The sequence below is a fragment of the Pseudomonas sp. EA_65y_Pfl1_P113 genome (assembly GCF_963970525.1).
Taxonomy (GTDB): Bacteria; Pseudomonadota; Gammaproteobacteria; order Pseudomonadales; family Pseudomonadaceae; genus Aquipseudomonas; species Aquipseudomonas tritici.
Window position 1 is genome coordinate 1 of sequence record NZ_CAXAQM010000640.1, and the last position, 440, is coordinate 440.

At 62.3% G+C, this 440-nt stretch carries 1 protein-coding gene; it reads left to right on the forward strand.

Translation table 11 applies throughout. The features are described from left to right. Positions 1-26: 26 nt before the first annotated feature. Positions 27-440: MFS transporter (locus AACY52_RS31505; RefSeq protein ID WP_339561579.1), on the forward strand; the 414-nt coding region annotated here is incomplete at its 3' end.

Here is a 440-nt window from a genome sequence, read left to right on the forward strand (position 1 = left end):
CGGCGGGCTCGGGCATTGGGAACGGCATGCCTGTTTCTACCGACACCTCTGTGCAGGACTCGCCGCCAATTCGCCTGGTGGAGTTCGTGCCTCTGATCGCGGCGCTCATTTCGCTCGGCGCGCTCGGGATCGATACGATGTTGCCGGCCTTGCCGGATATCGCACGTCGGCTGGGGGTGGATGCGATTGTCGACGGCCCGTTGATTTTGACGGTGTTCGTGGTTGGGCTGGGGATCGGGCAATTGATCCACGGGCCGCTGACCGATCGTTTCGGGCGTCGGCCGGTGCTGATCGCGGGCCTGATCGGGTACATTGTGTGCAATCTGCTGGCCGGGCTTGCTAACAGTTTCGCGCTTTTGCTGGCGATGCGATTCATTAGCGGATTGGCGATCGCTGCCAGCCGCGTCGTGACCATAGCGGTGATCCGGGACTGTTTTTCG